At 39.6% G+C, this 20,643-nt stretch carries 21 protein-coding genes; 5 read left to right on the forward strand and 16 right to left on the reverse strand.

Annotated elements, in window-relative coordinates:
* Window positions 1–72: 72 nt before the first annotated feature.
* Both CXY28_RS01130 and CXY28_RS01135 read left to right on the forward strand, forming a co-directional pair.
* Window positions 73–1,353, forward strand: a complete 1,281-nt coding sequence (locus tag CXY28_RS01130) for an MFS transporter (RefSeq protein WP_100979203.1) — start codon at window positions 73–75, stop codon at window positions 1,351–1,353.
* A gap of 53 nt (window positions 1,354–1,406) precedes the next feature.
* The gene (locus CXY28_RS01135; protein ID WP_100979204.1) at window positions 1,407–2,216 is read left to right on the forward strand and encodes a flagellar hook-basal body protein; all 810 of its coding nucleotides are present in this window, start codon (window positions 1,407–1,409) and stop codon (window positions 2,214–2,216) included.
* A 468-nt stretch (window positions 2,217–2,684) separates the two neighbouring features.
* Here the strand turns inward: CXY28_RS01135 and CXY28_RS08880 are convergent, their stop codons facing one another.
* From CXY28_RS08880 to CXY28_RS01180, 9 genes are all read right to left on the reverse strand, one after another.
* The gene (locus tag CXY28_RS08880) at window positions 2,685–2,813 is read right to left on the reverse strand and encodes a hypothetical protein (RefSeq protein WP_269799811.1); all 129 of its coding nucleotides are present in this window, start codon (window positions 2,811–2,813) and stop codon (window positions 2,685–2,687) included.
* A gap of 81 nt (window positions 2,814–2,894) precedes the next feature.
* Complete coding sequence (locus CXY28_RS08590) at window positions 2,895–3,365, reverse strand: group I intron-associated PD-(D/E)XK endonuclease (protein ID WP_000368695.1); 471 nt, start codon at window positions 3,363–3,365, stop codon at window positions 2,895–2,897.
* Window positions 3,358–4,287: a DNA cytosine methyltransferase gene (gene dcm, locus CXY28_RS01150; RefSeq protein ID WP_100979205.1), complete on the reverse strand. Its 930-nt coding sequence runs from the start codon at window positions 4,285–4,287 to the stop codon at window positions 3,358–3,360. The genes CXY28_RS08590 and dcm overlap by 8 nt, the downstream gene beginning before the upstream one ends.
* An 8-nt stretch (window positions 4,288–4,295) precedes the next feature.
* The gene (gene lepA, locus CXY28_RS01155) at window positions 4,296–6,086 is read right to left on the reverse strand and encodes a translation elongation factor 4 (protein ID WP_198513236.1); all 1,791 of its coding nucleotides are present in this window, start codon (window positions 6,084–6,086) and stop codon (window positions 4,296–4,298) included.
* Between the two features lie 14 nt (window positions 6,087–6,100).
* The gene (gene dxs / locus CXY28_RS01160) at window positions 6,101–7,951 is read right to left on the reverse strand and encodes a 1-deoxy-D-xylulose-5-phosphate synthase (protein ID WP_198542584.1); all 1,851 of its coding nucleotides are present in this window, start codon (window positions 7,949–7,951) and stop codon (window positions 6,101–6,103) included.
* Between the two features lie 2 nt (window positions 7,952–7,953).
* The gene (gene fliH / locus CXY28_RS01165; RefSeq protein WP_001954368.1) at window positions 7,954–8,730 is read right to left on the reverse strand and encodes a flagellar assembly protein FliH; all 777 of its coding nucleotides are present in this window, start codon (window positions 8,728–8,730) and stop codon (window positions 7,954–7,956) included.
* Window positions 8,717–9,748, reverse strand: coding sequence for a flagellar motor switch protein FliG (fliG, locus tag CXY28_RS01170; RefSeq protein ID WP_000201863.1), 1,032 nt, complete (start codon window positions 9,746–9,748; stop codon window positions 8,717–8,719). The genes fliH and fliG overlap by 14 nt, the downstream gene beginning before the upstream one ends.
* Window positions 9,749–9,765: 17 nt before the next feature.
* Window positions 9,766–11,469, reverse strand: coding sequence for a flagellar basal-body MS-ring/collar protein FliF (gene fliF / locus CXY28_RS01175; protein WP_100979207.1), 1,704 nt, complete (start codon window positions 11,467–11,469; stop codon window positions 9,766–9,768).
* A gap of 43 nt (window positions 11,470–11,512) precedes the next feature.
* Window positions 11,513–12,175: a phosphatase PAP2 family protein gene (locus CXY28_RS01180; RefSeq protein WP_100979208.1), complete on the reverse strand. Its 663-nt coding sequence runs from the start codon at window positions 12,173–12,175 to the stop codon at window positions 11,513–11,515.
* 256 nt (window positions 12,176–12,431) lie between these two features.
* Here CXY28_RS01180 and pyrG point away from each other — a divergent pair, with 256 nt between their 5' ends.
* Genes pyrG through CXY28_RS01195 form a run of 3 tightly spaced genes read left to right on the forward strand, consistent with a single transcriptional unit; the run spans window position 12,432 to window position 16,488 of the window.
* A complete protein-coding gene (gene pyrG, locus CXY28_RS01185; RefSeq protein ID WP_100979209.1) occupies window positions 12,432–14,048 on the forward strand; it encodes a glutamine hydrolyzing CTP synthase in 1,617 nt (538 codons plus the stop codon).
* Window positions 14,049–14,056: 8 nt separating this feature from the next.
* On the forward strand, window positions 14,057–15,607 hold the full coding sequence (recJ, locus tag CXY28_RS01190) for a single-stranded-DNA-specific exonuclease RecJ (protein WP_100979210.1): 1,551 nt from the start codon (window positions 14,057–14,059) through the stop codon (window positions 15,605–15,607).
* The gene (locus CXY28_RS01195; protein ID WP_100971243.1) at window positions 15,607–16,488 is read left to right on the forward strand and encodes an RluA family pseudouridine synthase; all 882 of its coding nucleotides are present in this window, start codon (window positions 15,607–15,609) and stop codon (window positions 16,486–16,488) included. The genes recJ and CXY28_RS01195 overlap by 1 nt, the downstream gene beginning before the upstream one ends.
* Before the next feature lie 86 nt (window positions 16,489–16,574).
* Here CXY28_RS01195 and CXY28_RS01200 read toward each other — a convergent pair whose 3' ends face one another.
* The 7 genes from CXY28_RS01200 to minD form a co-directional block, all read right to left on the reverse strand.
* Complete coding sequence (locus tag CXY28_RS01200) at window positions 16,575–17,135, reverse strand: hypothetical protein (protein ID WP_100977237.1); 561 nt, start codon at window positions 17,133–17,135, stop codon at window positions 16,575–16,577.
* Window positions 17,119–17,457: a hypothetical protein gene (locus CXY28_RS01205; RefSeq protein ID WP_024117869.1), complete on the reverse strand. Its 339-nt coding sequence runs from the start codon at window positions 17,455–17,457 to the stop codon at window positions 17,119–17,121. The genes CXY28_RS01200 and CXY28_RS01205 overlap by 17 nt, the downstream gene beginning before the upstream one ends.
* Window positions 17,458–17,572: 115 nt before the next feature.
* Window positions 17,573–18,244 (reverse strand): tetratricopeptide repeat protein, encoded by a 672-nt coding sequence (locus tag CXY28_RS01210; protein ID WP_024117868.1) that lies wholly within the window; start codon window positions 18,242–18,244, stop codon window positions 17,573–17,575.
* Window positions 18,245–18,379: 135 nt separating this feature from the next.
* Window positions 18,380–18,784, reverse strand: coding sequence for a Holliday junction resolvase RuvX (gene ruvX / locus CXY28_RS01215; RefSeq protein ID WP_100979211.1), 405 nt, complete (start codon window positions 18,782–18,784; stop codon window positions 18,380–18,382).
* A complete protein-coding gene (dprA, locus tag CXY28_RS01220; RefSeq protein ID WP_100979212.1) occupies window positions 18,781–19,581 on the reverse strand; it encodes a DNA-processing protein DprA in 801 nt (266 codons plus the stop codon). The genes ruvX and dprA overlap by 4 nt, the downstream gene beginning before the upstream one ends.
* A gap of 6 nt (window positions 19,582–19,587) precedes the next feature.
* A complete protein-coding gene (gene minE / locus CXY28_RS01225; protein ID WP_000051414.1) occupies window positions 19,588–19,821 on the reverse strand; it encodes a cell division topological specificity factor MinE in 234 nt (77 codons plus the stop codon).
* Window positions 19,818–20,624 (reverse strand): septum site-determining protein MinD, encoded by an 807-nt coding sequence (gene minD, locus CXY28_RS01230; protein WP_001019104.1) that lies wholly within the window; start codon window positions 20,622–20,624, stop codon window positions 19,818–19,820. Before minD ends, minE begins: the two co-directional genes overlap by 4 nt.
* Window positions 20,625–20,643: the final 19 nt, after the last annotated feature.

Below are 20,643 nucleotides of genomic sequence, written 5' to 3' on the forward strand. Positions count from 1 at the left end.
TAATCAAATATTATCTGTGGTTTCCCTAACTCCTAGTAAAATTACCTAAAAATTTCATATTCAAGGATAGCCATGAACCCCCAACCCGCCACCAAAAAACCCTTAAAATCCCTTTTAGCCGCTAGTTCAGGTAATTTAGTGGAATGGTATGACTTTTACGCTTATGCGTTTCTCGCTCCTTATTTTGCTAAGGAATTTACCCACACCAATGACCCCACTCTAGCGCTCATCTCAGCTTTTTTGGTTTTTATGCTAGGGTTTTTCATGCGCCCTTTGGGGAGTTTGTTTTTTGGTAAATTAGGGGATAAAAAGGGGCGTAAAACTTCTATGGTGTATTCCATTATCCTTATGGCGCTAGGCTCTTTCATGCTCGCATTGCTCCCCACTAAAGAAATCGTGGGGGAATGGGCGTTCTTGTTTTTATTATTAGCCAGGCTTTTACAGGGCTTTAGCGTGGGAGGCGAATATGGCGTGGTCGCTACTTACCTCTCTGAATTGGGCAAGAATGGCAAAAAAGGTTTTTATGGCTCTTTCCAATATGTAACTTTAGTGGGAGGGCAACTCTTAGCTATTTTTTCGCTCTTTATCGTTGAAAACATTTACACGCATGAGCAAATCAGCGCGTTCGCTTGGCGTTATTTGTTCGCTTTAGGGGGTATATTAGCCCTACTCTCGCTCTTTTTAAGAAATATCATGGAAGAAACTATGGATAGCAAAACAACTTCCAAAACCACTATTAAAGAAGAAACCCAAAGAGGCAGTTTAAAGGAATTGCTCAACCATAAAAAAGCCTTAATGATAGTTTTTGGACTCACTATGGGAGGGAGTTTGTGTTTTTATACTTTTACGGTGTATTTAAAAATCTTTTTAACCAACAGCTCATCATTCAGCCCTAAAGAAAGCAGTTTTATCATGCTTTTAGCGCTCTCTTATTTTATCTTCTTACAGCCCTTATGCGGGATGCTGGCGGATAAAATCAAACGCACCCAAATGCTGATGGTTTTTGCTATCACAGGGCTTATTGTAACGCCTGTTGTCTTTTATGGTATCAAGCATGCCACTAGCGTGTATGAAGCCCTATTTTATGAAATACTCGCATTAAGCAGCATGAGTTTTTACACTTGCATTGCTGGGGTCATTAAAGCGGAATTATTCCCTGAACATGTGCGAGCGCTTGGCGTGGGTTTAGCCTATGCGATCGCCAATGCACTTTTTGGAGGGAGCGCGAGTTATGTAGCGTTAGAGTTCAAACAGCATGGTTTTGAAGCGGGGTTTGTGGGCTATGTCATGTTGAGTATTATTATCTTTATGGTTATGGTTATCCTATTCCCTAAAAAAACCTATTTGGAATGAATCTGTTTTTATTTAATTTTTGCTATAATTCTTCCTTTTAAAAGGATTCTTGCATGCAAAATGGGTATTATGCGGCCACTGGGGCTATGGCGACACAATTTAACCGCTTGGATTTAACTTCTAATAATTTAGCTAATTTAAACACCAATGGCTTTAAAAGAGACGATGCGATTACAGGCGATTTTTTAAGGCTTTACCAACAATACCGAGAGCAACTGCCCTTAGAAGATGAAACTAAAGCGAGCGCGAAGTATTTAAACCGCAATCTCAATCGTGTGCCTATTTTATCAGAAATCTATACGGATAGGAGTCTTGGTGCGTTTGAAGGGACGAATAACCCCCTAGATTTTGCCCTAACAAGCCCTAACCTCTATTTTGCGATACAAACTAATGAGGGTGTCGCTTATACTAGAGACGGGCATTTTAGCGTGGATAAAGACGGCTTTTTAGTTACTCTTAATGGCTTTAAGGTGCTTTCACGCTCTGGATTGAACGAAAAAGGAGGGATCATGCTCATGCCTGACGCTGAAATTGAAGTGGATCAAAATGGTGGAATCACTTTTAGGGATAATGAAGCCCAAATTCAAGCGGGCGCGTTAGCTTTAGTGGGTTTTAGCGAACCTAAAAACCTTAAAAAAATAGGGCAAAACCTTTATACTTATCAGGGCGAAGGCGTCCATCAAGTCTCTGACTCTGGTGCGTTAAAACAATACATGCTAGAAAAAAGCAATGTCAATGCGGTGCGCGAGATGAGCGCTTTAATTGAAACCAACCGCTTTTTGGACATGTATTCCAAAGTGTTAAAAACCCATCAAGACGACATGAACGCTGAAGCGATCAACAAACTCGCTACAAAAGCTTAAACTTTTGGCGATTTTAAAATTCATAGGAGGGTTTTTGCGATACCCTAACTCCCTGATAACGCTTTTTTAAAAGCCTTGTTAATCTTTTTTATATAGGATTAGTTTTAAAAGAGTTTAAAGAATTAAATGCCTTTTCTTTTGTAATCGCTTGCAAAGTAGACGGTAACGCAAGCTTCTCTTTATAGCCGCTAGCTATTCAACAATAATTCAATTTTTAATTATTTCGTTTGTTGTTTAAAAACGCTCTTTATTGTGGTATTCTGTAAGCAAGTGTCCCAATTTTGATTGTTATGGTTCTTGTGTTTTAAACTCGTTTGTGGCAGGATCATTCCCATTAAGGTTTGAGACGCTACAGTTGGTGCCGTCTCTGTAATGGTTAGAGAGTGCCGACTTGGTCTCTAATTCCCTTAATGTTTTTATCGCCCCAATCAAGCTTTTTGATTACCCACTTGATTATCAGCGTTCATTTTAAGCCATTCCAAAAGCTTGTAAAAATTTTCTTTCTGCTTCCACTAATCTAGGGTTTAAGAGTAAGTCATTCTTTAAAGCGTTTGTATAGGCGGTGTGTGAGCGAAAACTTTTGTTTTTTAAGTCCAATTTGATTTTATCCTTTTAGCATAACCAACACCCTATCTAAAGAGATCTTTTTTTCTTATTTATAAATGTCATTTTATATTTTCACTCCAACGCCAAGTCAATCAAAATCTGCCAATTCTCTTTATAGTGTTGGAGTTGCGATAAGCTCTTTGTGTTGCCCCATTCTTGTGTGTCTTCAATAGGGATAATATAGCATTCGCTCGTGCGAGTGTCTATCCCTAAAATCAAATCGCAATCTTTTTTGGTGTATTTGTAAGTGCGTTTAGGGGCGTTCCTATCAATTTGAACCCCACTCCTATAGCCCCCTGTAAAATTCAAAGTATCTCCCCCTGTGCCTTTAATCTGTATCCTCAATAATTTCTGCTTTCCCCCTAGATCCACAATGGCATCATACTTAGCGTTTGTAACATCCACTCTACTGCAAGGAAATCCTGCTTTAATCACCCTTCCTATAGCAATGAGTTCATCAGCGTTGCCATTCATTGTGCGAAAAATCCCCTTGTCAATACCGGTTAAATTGATGACCCAAGTTTGATGCGTATGATTATCCATGAACAACCTTTTTAATTTCTAATGCTAAAGCTTTAATCACAGGCACACTCACAGAATTACCAATTTGCTTATAAAGTTTGCTTTTAGCGGTATTAGGTAAAACATAATCTTTAGCGAAACCTTGAAAATTCAGACATTCTTTAGGCGTGAGTTTTCTTATGCCTTTCTCATCTAAAACTAAAGGCACATTATGCCCTCCTGTCCCCATGTTGGCTGTAAGAGTGGGGCAAAGATTGTTTTTATTTTCTCTTACATAATGCCTGCGCCATTGGTAGCAAGTGTCTCTTTTGGTGATTTCTTTTTTTAAAGTCTCATAAAAACGATATTGCTTGTAATAAAATTCCTCACCCACTTTTATTTCTAATAAATCCTTAATGCTTTGCGTGTGATTGATTTTTAAAGGAAAATGAAAGCGCTTGTAATGGTTTTTATCTAAAAATCCTATAATATAAATCCGCTCTCTATTTTGTGGTATAGTAGAATATTCATAAGTATTTAGTATTTTATAATGGACAAAATAGCCTAAGTTTTTTAAAGTTTCTAAAATAAACTTTAAGGTTTCCCCCTTATTATGACTCACTAAATTTTTCACATTTTCTAATAATAAAACTTGAGGTTTTTTGGCTTGAATGATGCGAAACATTTCCATAACAATCGCTCCTCTTTCATCATTAAGCCCTTTTTGCAACCCGGCAATGCTGAACGCTTGACAAGGAAACCCCGCACTTATCAACCCAACATCTTCTAATTCATTAGGGTTTAAATCTTTAATGTCTTGTTCTAAAAGCTTGTGTTTGAAATTAGCCCTATAAGTGTTGCATGCGTCTTTGTCCAATTCATTCGCCCAACCAATTTCAAAGCCCGCTTGCAAAAACGCGCATTCAAACCCTCCAATCCCAGCAAAAAGTGAGCCTACTTTCATCAAACGCCCTAATCGATCTTTAATATCGCTAAAAACGCTTCTTGGGGAAGCTCCACCTTACCGATAGCTTTCATGCGTTTCTTGCCCTCTTTTTGCTTTTCTAAGAGTTTTCTTTTCCGTGTAATATCGCCCCCATAGCACTTAGCCGTTACATTCTTACCGACAGATTTGATCGTCTCTCTGGCGATGATTTTATTCCCCACGCTCGCTTGGATAGCGACTTCAAAAAGCTGTCTTGGGATAAGCTCTTTCATCATTTCCACTAAAGCGCGCCCCTTTTCATACGCCTTGTTTTTATCTATAATGATAGAAAGCGCATCCACCACATCGCCTGCCACCCTCACATCTAACTTCACCAAATGAGCCTCTCTGTTTTCTATAGGCTCATAATCAAAGCTCGCATACCCTTTCGTGCAAGATTTGAGCTTGTCATAAAAATCCATCACAATTTCATTGCTCGGCAAGGAATAAGTGAGCATGACACGAGACTGATTCAAATATTCCATTTTTTCTTGAATGCCTCTTTTATTGTTCAATAACTGCATTAAATTACCCAGAAATTCGCTCGGCGTGATGATCGTCGCCCTCACAAAAGGCTCTTTGATGCAAGCGATATGATTTTCAGGGGGCAATTCGCTAGGGTTTTGGACATATTTGATGCTATTATCCGTTAAATGCACTTCATACACCACCGTGGGAGCGGTAGCGATTAAGTTAAGACCAAATTCCCTCTCCAGCCTTTCTTTGATCACTTCCATGTGCAATAACCCTAAAAAGCCCACCCTAAAGCCAAAGCCAAGCGCCACCGAGCTTTCAGGCTCAAAATTTAAAGCGCAATCGTTAAGCTGGAGTTTCAATAACGCTTCTCTTAAATCTTCAAACCGGTCCGTTTCTATAGGGTAAAGCCCCGCAAAAACAAAAGGTTTAGCCGGCATAAAGCCTTCAATGGGTTTAAGGGTAGGGTTTTTAGCGTCTGTGAGCGTATCGCCCACCGCAATATCAGTAACGCTCTTTAACCCCAAACTCACAATGCCAATCTCGCCGCATTCTAAACTCTTAGTGGGGATTTTTTTCAAAGGGTTAGGATAATATAGCCCTAAAACGCCATGTCTTTTATCTGTTCCCATCACTAAAATTTCTTGATCGGTATTAATGCTCCCATCCATGATACGCACTAACGCTAGTGCCCCTAAATAATTGTCAAACCATGAATCATAAATGAGCGCTTTTAAGGGAGCGTTAAAATCACCGCTAGGGGCAGGAATGGTCGTAATGATTTTTTCTAACAAATCTTTAATGCCAAGCTTAGCTTTAGCGCTCACTTCATTAGCGCTAGAGCAATCAATCCCTATCGTGTCTTCTATATCTTGTTTGACTTCTAAAACATTCGCATTAGGCAAATCAATTTTATTGATCACCGGTAAAATTTCTAAATTGTTATCTAAAGCGATATAAGTGTTGGCGATGGTTTGCGCTTCCACGCCTTGAGTGGCATCCACCACTAATAACGCCCCTTCGCACGAACACAAAGAACGAGACACTTCATAGCTAAAATCCACATGCCCTGGGGTGTCAATGAGGTTTAAAACATAATCCTCTCCCTTAAAAGTGTAATTCAAACGCACGCTTTGAGCCTTAATCGTAATGCCCCTTTCTTTTTCAATATCCATCGTGTCCATCACTTGGCTCTTCATTTCTCTGTTACTGATAGCGTTGCATTCAGCGATCAAACAATCCGCTAAAGTGCTTTTACCATGGTCAATGTGAGCGATAATGGAAAAATTGCGGATATTCTTCATTGGCGTCTTTTCTTTCATCTCTCTTGTCCTAAATCTTTTAAAATAGCGTCAGTCAAACTCTCTGTGTCTAAGCCTAAGGATTTTTCCACTAAAGCGGTGTTCCCATGCATGATAAATTCATCCATGATTTCAAAGCTTTTAACAGGCTTTAAAATATTTTGTTCGCTCAAAAACTCTAAAATCGCGCTAGCCACCCCCCCAAGCTTGTAATTATCGCTAAAAACATAGAGCTTTTGATAAGGGGCAATGATTGCGCTCAAATTTGGATCTAAGGGCTTTAAAAACCTGAGATCCAAAAGCGCGCATTCTATGTTTTTTTCTTTTAAAGCCAGTTGGACCAAATGCGCCCGCCCCACGCCATTACCATAGCCTATGAGTAAAATTTCGCCCTCTTTTTTCAACAATTCGCTTCGCCCCAAAACAAAACCGCTAGGCTCAAAAACCCCCTCTTTTAATACAAACGACCCCCTAGGGTAGCGGAACGCGCAAGGGCTTGAATCATGCTCATTAGCAAAACGCACGGCGTTTTTTAAAGTCTCATTGTCTCGTGGGGCAAAAATGACCATGTTAGGGATAGAGCGCAAATACGACACGTCTAAAAGCCCTTGGTGCGTCTCGCCATCTTCGCCCACAATCCCAGCCCTGTCAATGGCTAATTTAATCGGCAGGCTAGAAATGCAAGCGTCATGCACGATGGAATCATAAGCCCTCTGTAAAAAAGTAGAATAGATACTCACAAAAGGTTTAAACCCCTCTTTAGCCATAGCGCTACTAGAAGTCAGGGCGTGTTGTTCAGCGATAGCGACATCAAAAAAGCGCAAAGGGTAAGCGTCAATGAGTTTGTCTAATCCTGTGCCGCTGGGCATAGCAGCGGTTACGCCTACGATTTTTTCATCTTTCTTGGCCAATTCTAAAAGGGTGTTAGAATACGCTTCAGTGGGCGATAAAATCGCGCTTTTGGATTTTTTAGACAAGCCGGTATCCAAATCAAAAGGCCCCACCCCATGCCATTTTTCATAGCGCCCTTCAGCGATTTTATAGCCTTTGCCCTTTAAGGTTTGTGCATGGATTAGCACCGGCTCTTTAAGCTCTTTGGCTAATTTTAAGGTTTCAATAATCGCGCTCAAATCATGCCCATTAATAGGCCCTATATAGTTGATGCCTAATTCTTCAAAAAACACGCCTGGGGTGATGAGCTTGAAAGATTCTTCAAAACGACTCGCTAAGTAATTCACGCTTTCAGGTAAGGTGCTTAAGATTTTTTTCACTTTAGAGCGGAAAGACTGATAAAACGGGCCTTTCATCAGCTGGCTAAGGGCTTTAGACAAAGCTCCAATAGGCGTGCTGATACTCATTTCATTATCGTTCAAAATCATGATCATGGGGTATTTCCTATCGCCCAGTTCGTTTAAGGCTTCATAAAAAATCCCTGCGCTAATGCTCCCATCGCCTAGTAAAGCAATAGGCATGCCTAGCGCTTGTTTCAAACAAAAAGCTTTAGCCACCCCAACGCCTATGGACACCGAAGTGGAGCTATGCCCGGCAATGAAATAATCGTATGCGCTCTCGCTGGGTTTAGTAAAGCCGCTCAAACCCTTGAATTGCCTTAAAGTGCTAAAGCTTTCAAAGCGCCCGGTTAAAAGCTTGTGAGCGTAAGCTTGGTGCGAAGTGTCAAAAATAAAAGGGTTTTTTTGGCAATCAAATAATGCATGCATGCCCACAATCAGCTCCACAGCCCCTAAAGAAGAGCTTAAATGCCCCCCATTAGCACTCACCACTTCTAAAATACGACTCCGTAGCGTTTGACACACCAACTCCAAGCTTGCAATATCATTAGGGTTTAAATCAAAAGTTTTATTTTGCAAAATCACACCTTAAAATTTTCCAACACGCTTTCTTTGAGTGTTTTAAAGCGCTCCATCAAATTCCCATCAAGGCTCCCGTTAGAGCTAGTGATCATAACGCCTCCTTTAGAAATAGCCTCATTGCTCTCTAATTTGATTTTGGAAGCGTTTTGCAAACGCTCGTTTAAATAAGGGTAATCCAAGGGATTGACTTTTAAATGAATATCCGTTGCGTCTAAAACATTTTTTAAAAGCTCTTCAGCTAAAGCAAGGGCCACTTTTTGGCTGTTGTCTTCCACTTCTTTAAGGATCACTTCTTTAGCTATATCTATCGCGATCGCGCTCAGTTCCTTTTCTAAAGCCATTAAATGATTTTCTGAGCTTTTCATTTTTTCATCTAAAGCGGTAATCGCATGCAAAAGCTGGTTTTTTTCTTCATTCACGCTGTGAGTGAGTTCGTTACGCATTTTTTCTTCGCCCTCTTTAAAGCCGATTTTATAGCCGTCGTTTTTAGCGTTTTCAATCAAAACTTTACTCTCTTCTTGGGCCTTTTCAAATTGCATTTGCAATTTCACTAAATGGCTTGAAAGCTCATCGGTTTTTTTCAACAAGCAATCAATCAAATCGTTTTCTATCGCTTTTTTTTCCAAAGGCTCTTCTGGGTTAGGCGTTTCTAAAGACGCGCCATTAGGGTTAGTTTTAGGGGGTAAGTTTGCCATGCTCTTAAATTCGTATTTTTGAATATCATGCTTATTCAAATGGTCTTTTTGGATCAAGTTTTTACGGCTATTCAATGACATCTTCCTCTTCACCGGTTTGGATCACGCCTTTTTCTTGCAAGCTCTGCACGATTTCAATAATCTTTCTTTGGGCCACATCCACATCTTTGATTTTGACCGCCCCTAAATATTGCATTTCTTCTACAAACTGCTCTGCAGCCCTACTGCTCATGTTGTTTAAGAATTTATCGGTTAAATCTTTCGTAGAAGTTTTTAACGCTAAAGACAAGTCTTTTTTATCCGCTACTTTCAAAATCTCTCTGATAGCAAAATTATCCAATTTCACAATGTCTTCAAAAGTGAACATCATTTCTTTAATCGCGCCGGCGAGTTTGTTATCCACGCTTTCAATGCGAGCGAGGGTGGTTTTAGCGCTCTTTTGACCTAAGCGGTTAAAGATTTCAGCCACCGCTCTCAAGCCACCCACTTCAATTTTATAACTGGTGAGCGATTCTAGTTTGTTTTCTAGAACCGTGGAAACCCTTTTAACCACTTGGGGCGATATTTCGCCTAAATTCGCCATTCTAATAGAGATCTCAGCTTTCATTTCATCAGGAAAATAGCTCAAAGTCTCAGCCGCATTAGGGGCTTCCATGTGGGCTAAAATCAAGGCAATGGTTTGAGGGTGTTCGTTAATGATGAAATCAGCGAGTTGTTGGGGCTTGATTTTGCCTAAATAAGCGAAGTTTTTTTGCGTTTGCAAACTTTTAGTGAGTTTGTCCATCACTTTTCTGGCTTCTTCGCTCCCTAAAGTCCTGGTTAAAAGCTCTCTAGCGTATTCCAAACCGCCGGTATTGATGTATTGGTTAGACTGGAAAATCGCAAAAAATTCCTCTAAAACCGCCGCGCCGATTTGCTTGTCTGTGCCGTTTAATTGCACGATTTGCTTAGAAATTTCTGTAATAGAGTCAATGTCTAAATGCCTTAAAATCTCGCCTGTGGTGTCTTCGCCCACTTGGATGAGTAAAATGGCGATTTTTTCACTCATGGAAAGTTCGTCTAATTGAGCCTTTTGTTTGGGGGTAAGCTTGGTTGCCATTTTTAACCTTTTATCTTTTAACCTTTCGCGCCGTCTGAAGAAATTTCATCTTTGATTAGGAGTTTAAAGAGCGTTGCGATTTCATCAGGGCGCTCTTTAAGGGTCCCTCTAATCTTTTCTAAGATAATTTCATATCTTACTTCTTCTTCGCTAAAGGTTGCATTAAGCCCTAATTGATCTTCTACTTTTTTTCTCAAATCGCCCAGTTTGTTCAATTCATCTTCTTCTTCATCCATTTCTTCAAACATGGATTTCACTTCCTTATCTTCATCAGGCATCACTTCCAGCATGCGTTCGCTGAAAGGCACAATCACTTTTTTATAGAAAATGAATAACACTATAAACACCAAAACATACTTGATTAAAGGCGTGAATGAGCCTAAGATTTTTTGAGTTTTGTGCATGATTTTTTCGCTCAAAGTAGCGTTGTCAATCATGGGCGCCATAGGGTTAAATTCAAAATTACTCACCGCCACATCATCGCCTCTATTTTGATTATAACCAATGGCTTGTTTCACTAGAGCGTTGATTTTTTTAAGCGCTTCATCGCTCAAAGGCTCGTATTCTAAAGCGTTTGCCCCGTCTTTAAGCGCGATTTTATACTTGCCATCCACCACAACCGCCGCATTCAAACGCACTAAAGTGCCAAACTCGCCCTTGATCTCGCTAATGGTTTTACCCACTTCATAATTGGTCGTGTTTTGAGACTTTTCGTATTTTTCTGGCTCTTTATTGTCTTTCAATCCTTGCACAGGCCCGATATTGCTCACAACCCCAGGCACACCGCCAACTTGTTTTTTAGAAGCGCCTTCTTTTTTCTCTTCTAAATTTTGCTCGCTCCTTACGACATTGTTGGGATCAAAAGTCTCTTTAGTGCTTTTCTTTTGGCTGAAATCAAACTCCGCATTGACCCTTGCGACCACCTTGTTTTTACCCCCCACAATAGGGGCTAAGATATTGACAATCTTATTTTCTAAAATGTTTTCAAAATTTTGTTTGTAATGCAATTGCTCTAGGGCCAATTCTTTGGAGTTTTCTAGTATATCGCCCTCGCCTATTGATTCGCCGTTTTCATTCACGATTTTCACATTTTCTATCGTGAGCTTAGGCACAGCTGCAGCGATTAAATTTTTAATCCCTAAAATTTGAGTGGGTGAAAGCTTCATGTCAGGTTTGAGTTTGAGCATCACCGAAGCGCTAGGAGGGACTTCTTTAGCCACAAACACGCTGTCTTTAGGGATTGCAATATGCACATTGGCTTTAAGAATGGGGTTTAAGCTTTCAATCGTGCGCGACAACTCGCCCTCAATGGCGCGAATGAGTTTGATATTCTGATCAAAATCAGTCGCCCCAAAGTCTTTAGTGTCAAAGATTTCAAAGCCCACTTTACTCGTTTTAGGGATCCCTTGAGAAGCCAGAGTGATCCTTTCTTCATACACTTTATCTTTAGGGATAAGAATGGTGTCGTCTTTGGAGACTTTATAAGGGATTTGGTTTTGCTGGAGGTGCTGTAAGATTAAAGCGTTATCGCTAGAGTCTAAGCCTTCAAATAAAACCCCATAACCCCCTTGCGCGTAGTTTTTTTCTTTAAAGGGATAAAGCAATAAAAACACAAGCAAGGCGGTGATTAAAACCCCGGCTGCAATCAGGGCGATTTTTTGCTTTTTATTGAGCTTGATGAAAAAATCAACAATCCGTTGCAATAATACCTTTAAATCCAATATTAAAACCTTGATAAAATTTTCATTCTTTTAAGCCGTTCGCTTAGATCTTTTGGAACACGCTCAAATAAATCCCTATGGAAAAACAAGCCCCTAACGCCCCTAAACAAAACCCTCCTAAAACACTGCTAAAAGACACCCCTAAAACAATCAGCACTAAGCCTATTAAAAAAATCAAACAAAGCAAACTACAAGAAAGAATGTTTTGAAATATTTGATGCGCGATCAAATGGGGTATCAATAAAACAAGCAACCCATAAAATAGCGTCAAAGAAAGCACAATAGCGCTAGGGAAATTAGCGCTGTGCGAAAGCCATTGAATGGAGTGTGCCAAAAGGTGTTTTAAAGATTCCAAAAGGGCTTCAAATAAGATCACGCTTAGCACAAACCACACCCCAAGCGCTAAATTTCTGCGATAAAGGCTTAAAAACACCCCCACTAACAAGCTCAAAGGCAACACGAATTGAGAAGAGCCTAAAAAAACAACGCGTTGGAGCGCTTGATCTAAAATAGGGTTAGAAGAATTTGAACGCATCAAGCTAAAAATGGCATGGTCCATTGAATTAGCGTAATCAAAAAAAACCAAGCCAGCAATAAGGATGAAAAACGCGCTAAAAACGCCTCCTAAAAGAAACAGGGTTTTAACTGGTAATAAAAAAAATGCTTTGGGGTGTGTGGAAACATTTTTGAAAGAATTTTCAGCCATTATTTAAAACCCTTTTAGTCAGTTCATTCAAGCTTGATATTATACGCCAACGAATTTTAAAATTGCTCTTAAAAAATTTAAGACAATGAAGTTTAAACACATAAAAGCTTTTCATTTTAATCAAACCTAGCTAATAAGAAACTGAAATTGTTTTTTTTTTTTTTGAAATCGCTTTAATTTTTGCCCTCTTTTAAAGCTTTTTAACCCTTTTTAGACTACAATTTAAGAAGTAAAAATCAAAGGAACGCAATAACTTATGGATAGAGCCAAATTTATATTCGTCACAGGGGGCGTGTTAAGCTCTCTAGGGAAAGGGATTTCATCTTCTTCAATCGCTACGCTTTTACAGCATTGCAATTACCAGGTTTCTATTTTGAAGATTGACCCTTATATCAATATTGATCCAGGCACCATGAGTCCTTTAGAGCATGGGGAAGTGTTTGTTACTAGCGATGGTGCTGAAACGGATTTAGACATCGGGCATTATGAACGCTTTTTGAACAGGAATTTAACAAGGTTGAATAATTTCACTACCGGGCAGATTTTTTCAAGCGTGATAGAAAATGAAAGGAAAGGGGAATATTTAGGCAAAACCATTCAAATCGTCCCCCATGTAACCGATGAAATCAAAAGGCGCATTAAAAGCGCGGCTAAGGGGTTGGATTTTTTAATCGTGGAAGTGGGCGGAACCGTGGGCGATATGGAGGGCATGTTTTATTTGGAAGCGATCCGCCAGCTTAAATTGGAATTGGGGAATGAAAAAGTCATTAATGTGCATGTAACCTTGATCCCCTATATCCAAACCACTAACGAACTAAAAACCAAACCCACGCAGCATTCCGTCCAGGAATTAAGGCGCCTTGGCGTAACCCCTCAAATCATTTTGGCGCGATCGCCTAAGCCTTTGGATAAAGAATTGAAAAAGAAAATCGCTTTGAGTTGCGATGTGGAGCAAGACAGCGTGATTGTCGCCACAGACACTAAAAGCATTTACGCATGCCCCATTCTTTTCTTGCAAGAAGGCATTTTAACCCCCATTGCCAGACGCTTTAATTTGAATAAACTACACCCCAAAATGGCGGCTTGGAACACTTTAGTAGAAAAGATTATCGCTCCTAAACACAAAGTCAAAATTGGTTTTGTGGGCAAGTATTTAAGCTTGAAAGAATCTTATAAATCCTTGATTGAAGCCCTAATCCATGCGGGCGCGCATTTGGATACGCAAGTCAATATTGAATGGCTGGATAGCGAGAATTTTAATGAAAAGACGGATTTAGAGAGCGTTGATGCGATTTTAGTGCCTGGGGGCTTTGGAGAAAGGGGGATTGAGGGCAAAATTTGTGCCATTCAAAGGGCTAGGTTAGAAAAACTCCCCTTTTTAGGGATTTGTTTGGGCATGCAATTAGCGATCGTGGAGTTTTGCCGCAATGTTTTAGGTTTAAAAGGGGCTAACTCTACGGAGTTTAACCAACGCTGCGAATACCCTGTGGTGTATTTGATTGAAGATTTTATGGATCAAAACCACCAAAAACAGGTGCGCACCTATAATTCGCCTTTAGGAGGCACCATGCGATTAGGCGAATACGAATGCGAAATCATGCCTAATAGCTTACTAGAAAAAGCCTATAAAAAGCCTAGCATTAAAGAAAGACACCGCCATCGTTATGAAATCAACCCCAAATACCGCCAAGAGTGGGAAAATAAGGGCTTGAAAGTGGTGGGTTTTGGAGCGAATCATTTGATTGAAGCGATTGAATTAGAAGATCACCCGTTCTTTGTGGGGGTGCAATTCCATCCGGAATTCACCTCTAGGTTGCAAAGCCCTAACCCTATTATTTTGGATTTCATTAAGAACGCTCTTTCTAAATCCTAATCTAACAAATGAAACAAAAGCTTAAAGCTCAAATCAAAGAGCGATTGGCTTCCATCGCTTATAATGAAAAAGGGTTTCCTAGCCCCTTTTTATTTAAAGACTTGAAAAAAGCCGCGCTCAAAATCATAGAAGCCATGCGTGCAAACACAGAAATTTTAGTGGTGGGCGATTATGACGCTGACGGCGTGATTAGCTCTGCTATCATGGCAAAATTCTTTGAAAGCCTGAACTATAAGCATGTCCGCATTGCAATCCCTAATCGTTTCATGGATGGCTATGGGATTTCTAAAAAATTTTTAGAAAAACACCACGCCCCTTTAATCATCACGGTGGATAACGGGATTAACGCCTTTGAAGCCGCTCAATTTTGCAAAGAAAAAAATTACACCCTAATCATTACCGATCACCATTGCTTAAATAATGATGAAGTCCCAGACGCTTATGCGGTGATCAACCCCAAGCAACCAGATTGTGATTTTATCCAAAAGGAAGTGTGCGGGGCGTTGGTGGCGTTTTATTTGTGCTATGGTATCCACCAACTTTTAGGAAAAGAAAAAAGCCATTCTAGTGAATTGTTGTGTTTAGCGGGCGTGGCGACTATTGCTGACATGATGCCTTTAACTTTTTTTAACCGCTTTTTAGTTTCTAAAGCCTTGTATTTTTTGCAAAAAGAATCCTTAGGGGCGATGGGGTTTTTACGCCAAAGAGAAGTTTTTAGAAAACGCTCTTTAAAAGCGAGCGATATTTCTTTTAACATCGCCCCTTTAATCAACTCCGCAGGGCGCATGCAAGATGCGAAAATGGCTTTAGATTTTTTAAGCGCGAATAATTTTCAAGATGGCTATTCTTTGTATGAACGCTTGAAAGCATGCAATTTGAAGCGTAAAATGATCCAACAGCAGGTTTTTGAAGAAGCCTTTAAGCATGCGATGGTTGGAGAAAAAATTATCGTCGCTTTTAAGGATAATTGGCATGAGGGCGTGCTGGGGATCGTGGCTTCAAAATTAGTGGAAGCCACTCAAAAGCCAAGCCTGGTTTTTACCTTTAAAGAAGGGGTGTATAAAGGGAGCGCTCGTAGCTCTTCAAACATTGACTTGATTGACGCTTTGAATGGGGTTTCTTCTTTATTGCTCGGCTATGGAGGGCATAGGCAAGCGTGCGGGTTGAGCGTTGGAAAAAACAATATCGTCTCGCTCTTTGAAACTTTAGAAAATTTTGATTTTAAAGTCTTGCCTTTTTGTGAAGAAGAACCCCCTTTAACGCTCAAATTAAAAGACATTGACAGAGAGCTTTTAGAGATTATAGAGATGGGCGAACCTTATGGGCAAGAAAACCCTGAGCCTTTATTCCAAGCAAAAAATTTAGAAGTCATAGAAGAAAAAATCATTAAAGAAAGCCACCAGATTTTGCGTTTTAAGGATAAAGAATGCGTCAAAGAGGCTATTTATTTTAACGCTGAGCGGTTTTTGAAAGCGGGTGAAAAGGTGAGCGTGCTTTTTAGCGTGGAATTAGATGAGTGTTCTAATGAGCCTAAAATGTTTGTTAAAAGTTTGTTGTAGTGCCTTTTGTTGAAGAAGAATTTGAAATTTTAAAACCCACCAAAGCCTTGTTTTTGGTGCGCGATGTTTTAAAATGCTCTTTAAAAGAAGCCCAACGGCACCTTGACAAGCAACGCTTAAAACAAAACCAACAAGCCGTGCGTAAATCCCAAATCATTCAAGGGGTCGTTCGCTTGATTCATTTCAAGCCCAATGAAAAAACTCAAGCACTTGTTTTTGAGGCTAAGGATTTTGGCGCATTTGACAAACCCGCTCAAGTCTATACCCACCCTAAAGGCTATTTTTACCATGAAAGCTTATTAGATTGCATCCAATCGCATTTGGGTAAAAACGCCCACCCAGCCCACAGACTGGACTATGAAACGAGCGGGTTGGTTTTGGCGGGCAAGACCTTACAAAGCGCTAAGGATTTAAAAGCGCTTTTCATGCAAAAAAAAGTGAAAAAAACTTATTTAGCGCTAGCGCATGGGTTGGTTGAAAAAAGCATGAAAATAGACAAACCCATTCTAACGCCGCAAAACATTCAAAAAGACTTGCGCATTCGATCTCAAATTTCTCCTTTAGGCAAGCCTTCAATTACCCTTGTTGAGCCTTTAAGCTATAACCCTTTTTTGGATATAAGCTTGCTTAAAATAACCCCGCTCACCGGGCGCACACACCAGATCCGCTTGCATTTAAGCAGTATAAATCATAGGATCGTGGGCGAGGGGCTTTATGGGGTGGCAGATGAAAACGCTAGAGAATACCTTCAATTAAAGCGTGAAAATAACGCCCCATTACTCATGCTCCATGCCGCTAGTTTAGAGTTTGAACTTAAAGGAGCGATCTACAAAATCGCTTCCCCAATGCCCGAACGCTTCATGCCGTTTTTGAAAGATTGATCCCTTTTTTATTGATTATTTTTATTGATTATTTTTATTGATTATTTTTTTGGGGGGGTTTTGATTAAGATTTTCTATATGCTTTTTTAATCCCCCTTATCCTTTCTAGCTTTCAATTCCTCTTGTTTTTTGAGAATCATTTCTTCGGTAATGTTAGAAAGCTTGTCTTTATGGTTTTCGTTATTAGAATCTTCTTTGTGGCGGGACTCTTCTTGTTTTTTTGAAATGATTTCTTCAGCGATGCTAGAGAGTTTTCCCGCATTTTTGGTGTCTTTGCGATTGGAGCGGTTTTTTAAATTCTCTCTGATTTGCCTTTTTCTTTGAATGAGTGCAAACATTTTTTGGCTGAATTGGTAGCATTTACGCACGCTTATGACAATCACGCCCCACTTGATTAGTAAAGCGATCAAAAGCCAAATAAAAGAGCTAGAAGTGTCCAATAAAAACTGGCGCACATCGCTATAAACCCAAATATCCACTAAAATAACCAATAGAGTGATGAAAATAGAAAACGCAATGCTTTTAAACCGAAAAAGCCATGCCACTATCACAAACCCTCTCGTGTGCCTGTGGGCTAACAGCCAGCGTTCATTCTTTTCGCTAAAAAAATTCATCAAACCAGAAATTACGCTATTTTTCTTGTTCATTCTCGCCCTTTTCCCAAACTTCTTTAAAATGCTTGGTGGTTTTTTCTTGTTTTTCTTTCAATTCTTTAGCGTGGATTTGCTCTAACAACCTTTTTTCTTCCGCTTCAAACATGATTTTTAATTCTTCTTCATTAAAATCGCTCAGTTGCATATTCTCTTTTATCAAGCGTTTTTCTACGATTTTAACCGCTTGCTCCCTGATTTTTTGAGATTTTTCTTTAAAAAGCGCTCGTTTGGTTTTTTGAAACGCTTCATTAGAATTTTTGTGGATCGTTTGTTTGCAAGAATCTAAAAAATCCTTGACTTGATGTATGATTTTCATTATTATCCGTTTTTAAAGAGTTTTTAAGACTAATGACCTCTAAAAGAATACCAAAAAAAGATTAAAACTCTCTAGTGGGGTTACAAAAACATGAAAGTCAACCAAAAAAACAGCGTTATTCATCTATATCAAATAAATCTAATAAGTTGTTCAAGTATACACAAGTCATCTCATCTCCTAGTTGGCAACGCTCGTTCATAATCTCCGCTATGGTCGCTTTATATCCCATGCATGCCAACTTATTTTTTAATTCACAACCCTTTTTAAAGTTTTTCATCGCTTGTTCTCTATTTTTGACTACGCCTTCGCCAGAACGTTGCATCTCTCCTAGTCTGAGACACCCATCACCATCTTTTAAACCACACGCTTTAGCATACAAAGCAAAAGCTTTTTTTAAATCCTTTTTTACTCCATTCCCATTTTGATATAAAAACCCTAAAAGAGAACACGACACGCCAAGATTTAATTCACATGCTTTAGAGTAGTATTGAGTAGCTTTTTTTAAATCCTTTTTTACCATAGGTCCATTATTTGTATATAAATTCCCTAAAAAACCACACCCTAAAGCATAGTTTAATTCACACCCTTTAGTCATTAAAGCAAGAGCTTTTTTATAATTCTTTTCTCCAAAGTCTTTATTAGTATATAGAATTCCTAAAGAAAAACACCCCCCACCATAGTTTAAATTACAAGCTTTTTCAAAATATTTTTTAGCTTGAATATAATCTTTCGCTTTGTTACTCTTTACGCCCAAATTGAAAAGCTCTTTAGGGTTTGGCTCTGCCATTAACCCCCCCCCCCCCAATCAACACACAACACAAACACAAAGCCCTAAAAATAGCTTTTTTGAAATTTTCTAGCATGACGCTTCTCCCTTTTATTAAAAAATTCAGACTTTATTATAATCAAATTGCAATCAGATCTAATGATTTTTTAAAACCTGCTGGCAATAGCGCTCTAAGATCCTGCAAGCGCTCAAAGAGTCTAGCCGGCCGTCTTTGATAGCGAGCCGCTTATTTTTCCTACCCAAATGCTCCAAATTGTCATAAGCTTCTATGCTAGAATTATCTTCATTAATAAAAACGATTTCGCCCTTAAAATCTACAAGCTTGATAAAATGCTCAATGCGTGCGTGAGTGTCCGCATAGCTTTCATTGGGTTTGCCCACCACTAGCACCTGAATGTTTTTTTCCCTCAATAAATCGCTCAAATCCCTAGAGGCCTGATTTCTGTTGTGGCGTAAAATCGCTTCTAAAGGCAAGATAACGCCGTTTAAAAGCACAGCGATGCCAATGCGTTTTAACCCCACATCGCATGCTAAAATCACGCTAACACCACAATATGATTGATGCGCTTGATCTTACCCAACAGCTCGTATTCTAAAAGCTTATCCCCAAATTTGAGATACGCTTCTTCATAGCTCGGGTTTTTGGCGCAATATTCTAAAAATTCATCTTTCATTTCAGGCATTTCTTTTAAATGGTAGTCTTTTAAAAGGGTGTTTATAAAATTTTGAATATTAAATATCCCTTGAGCCTGCCCTTTTTCTAAAAGCTCATTAGTGCCATCGCTCTCATTCAAGCGCTGAGGTAAAACAAATAAGGGCTTTTGGTATTTTTGGGCTAATCTCGCGCTGCTCATAGAGCCGCTTTTTAAATCCGCTTGAGGGATAATGACCACATCGCTTAAAGCGATCACCAGGCGGTTTCTCGCTAAAAAAGAGCCTTTAATGGGCATGAAATCCTTTTCATATTCGCTTAAAATCAAGCCGTTTTGCGCGATTTCTTGGATCACTTTATGATTGTTCTTAGGATAGATCAAATCCAAACTGCAAGGCGAAAGCATGATCGTTTTTGGTAAGGCGTTTTCTTGAGCGATAATATCCACGCCTAACGCTCCCCCGCTCACAATAACCGCGCCATTTTTAGCAAGCTCTCTAGCTAGAGTGATCGTGTGTTGCTTGCTGTAAGGGGTGGGTCTTCTTGTGCCTATGATAGCCACTTTTAAAGGCGCTTCTAAAAGCTTGGTATCGCCCACACAATAGAGCTGTTTAGGAGGGTCTTTGAGCATGTCAAAGGCTTTAGGGATATTTTCTAGCACACTGTATTGGAAATTACTTTTCATTTTAAACTATTTAGGCAGTATAATCTCTACTTCAATCGTTTCCACGCTCTGGTTGCTATCAAGGGTTTTGAAATGGATGTCTGAAGATTTAGTGTATTTTTGGATAACGGCAATGATTTCTTTACGCATCTCTTCCATGTAGGGTAAATTTAAGGTGCGCTCTTTGGCTAAGATCAATTTTAATCGGTCTGTTGCAGTAGCCGCACTCCCTTTGTTTTTAAAAAAATCAAACAAACTCATGAAAATATCCCTTTTAACGCACTAAAAAAGCCTCTTTTAGCCTTAAATTCCACGTATTCCACTTCTTCGCCTAAAATCCTTCTGGTGATGCGTTGGTAAGCCTTCGCGCTCTCGCAATCCGTGCGAATCACCGGCTCGCCCTTGTTGGTCGCTGAAATAATATGGTGATCTTCTGGAATGATCCCAATTAAAGGCAAGCACAAAATCTTAAGCACTTCTTCTATAGGAATCATCTCGCCATTTGCCACTAACTCAGGTTTTAAGCGATTGATTATCAAATGCTTATGCACTTCTTCGCCCCTTTTGGCCCGATTAGACTTCGCATCAATAATGCCAATCACTCTGTCGCTATCTCTTAAGGAACTCACTTCCGGCGTTACCACCACTAACGCCATGTCTGCATGCAAAATCGCATGCTCAAAACCGCTTTCAATCCCAGCCGGTGAGTCAATCAAAATATAGTCAAAATCCGCCCTTAAAGCGTTGATTAAAATCGCTACTTTTTCCTTATCTAAAACATTTTTATCCTTGCTTTGTGAGGCCGCTAAAAAAGAAAGGTTTTTAGTCTTTTTATCCGTGATTAAAGCCTGCGAAAGGTTGCAATTTTTTTCCATCACATCCACCACATCATAAACAATGCGATTTTCTAAGCCTAAAATCATGTCCAAATTCCTAAGGCCTATGTCAAAATCAACCGCTACGACTTTTTTACCGCTCTCAGCCAAGCCGATCGCTAAATTAGCCGTGGTGGTGCTTTTACCCACGCCCCCCTTACCTGAAGTGATAGTAACTACTATTGCCATATAATTCCTTTTAATTTAA

It is taken from the genome of Helicobacter pylori (assembly GCF_002832345.1).
GTDB lineage: Bacteria > Campylobacterota > Campylobacteria > Campylobacterales > Helicobacteraceae > Helicobacter > Helicobacter pylori_CP.